Annotated in this window: 1 protein-coding gene; it reads left to right on the top strand. The window is 48.0% G+C overall.

Going from position 1 to position 1,220, the window contains the following annotated elements:
* On the top strand, positions 1-1,220 hold a 1,220-nt coding region (locus NCI00_RS29350), incomplete at both ends, for an Ig-like domain-containing protein (protein WP_253533526.1).

The raw sequence follows: 1,220 nt of genomic DNA, 5'->3' as shown, positions 1-1,220 counted from the left end.
GTTCAGTACGTTGGGTAGTATGGTGACGGGCTTGACGCTGAACGCCGACGGCACGTATACTTACGTACCCGCGACGAACTTTGTGGGGACGGTGAGTCAGAAATACAAAGTGTGCGACAGCGGTAGTCCCGTAGCGTGCGACACGGCGACGTTGGTCATTACGGTGTTAGAGCCAGTGACGAACCCCCCGTTGGTAGTTATACCTCCTATAGTAACGGAGCAAGACAAGCCAGCGACCGTTTGTGGCACTATTGATGATCCAGACTTAGGTGATACTCACACCGTAACTATTTGTGGAACACCTACAAAGGGTAGCATCGGCACGCCAACGGTGGATAATTCAACTCATAAAATATGTTTGACTTTCACTCCAACGGTGGGTCAAACGGGTAATGACCAAGTATGTTTGATTGTTTGTGACCAAACGGGCAAGTGCGATACGGTCAATGTTCCCATAGTTATTACGCCAGCGTTACCACCAGTAGTTTCACCTCAACCCCCAGTGGTGGTAGTGACACCTATAGTAACTCCCCAAGATAGTACGACAACGACTTGTATGCCGATTTTAGATCCAAATGGCACGGGTACAAATACGTTTACAATATGTGGAGCGGCCAAAAATGGCACTGCCAATCCAGTAACCACCACAGGAGGACAACTTTGCGTGACCTATAAACCGAATGCGGGCTTTATTGGTAGAGATTCATTGTGTGTGATTGTATGTGATGGGTCAAATTTGTGTGATACAGTAATGATTCCCATCACGGTTTATCCACAAGTAGTTCCAGGTACGCAGCAGCCCCCAGTGGTAGTCTTGCCACCTATAGTTACAAAACCAGAAACCCCAATAACGATTTGTGGTCCTGTGAATGACCCTAATGTGGGTGATAGTCATACTGTGAGTTTATGTAATACCCCAACAAAAGGCACGGTAAGTGGAATAAGTGTAAACAACACGACGCATCAGTTGTGTTTGACTTACACACCAATGGCTGGGGAAACAGGAAACGATAAGCTATGTGTCACGGTTTGTGACCAAACGAATAAGTGTACGACGGTAGAAGTGCCAGTTACTATTTTACCACCAGTACCTAACGAGAAGCCGCTTGCGACGGACGACATCACGCAGACGCCGCAGGATAAGCCAGTGAGTGGCAATGTATTGCCGAACGATTTAGACCCCGAGGGAGGCGTATTGACGGTAAGTACCACGCCGACGA

Origin of the sequence: Runella salmonicolor (assembly GCF_024158025.1) — a bacterium.
GTDB lineage: Bacteria > Bacteroidota > Bacteroidia > Cytophagales > Spirosomataceae > Runella > Runella salmonicolor.
The sequence above is the reverse complement of the archived record's forward strand: the minus strand, read 5'-3'. Positions and strand labels throughout refer to the sequence as shown.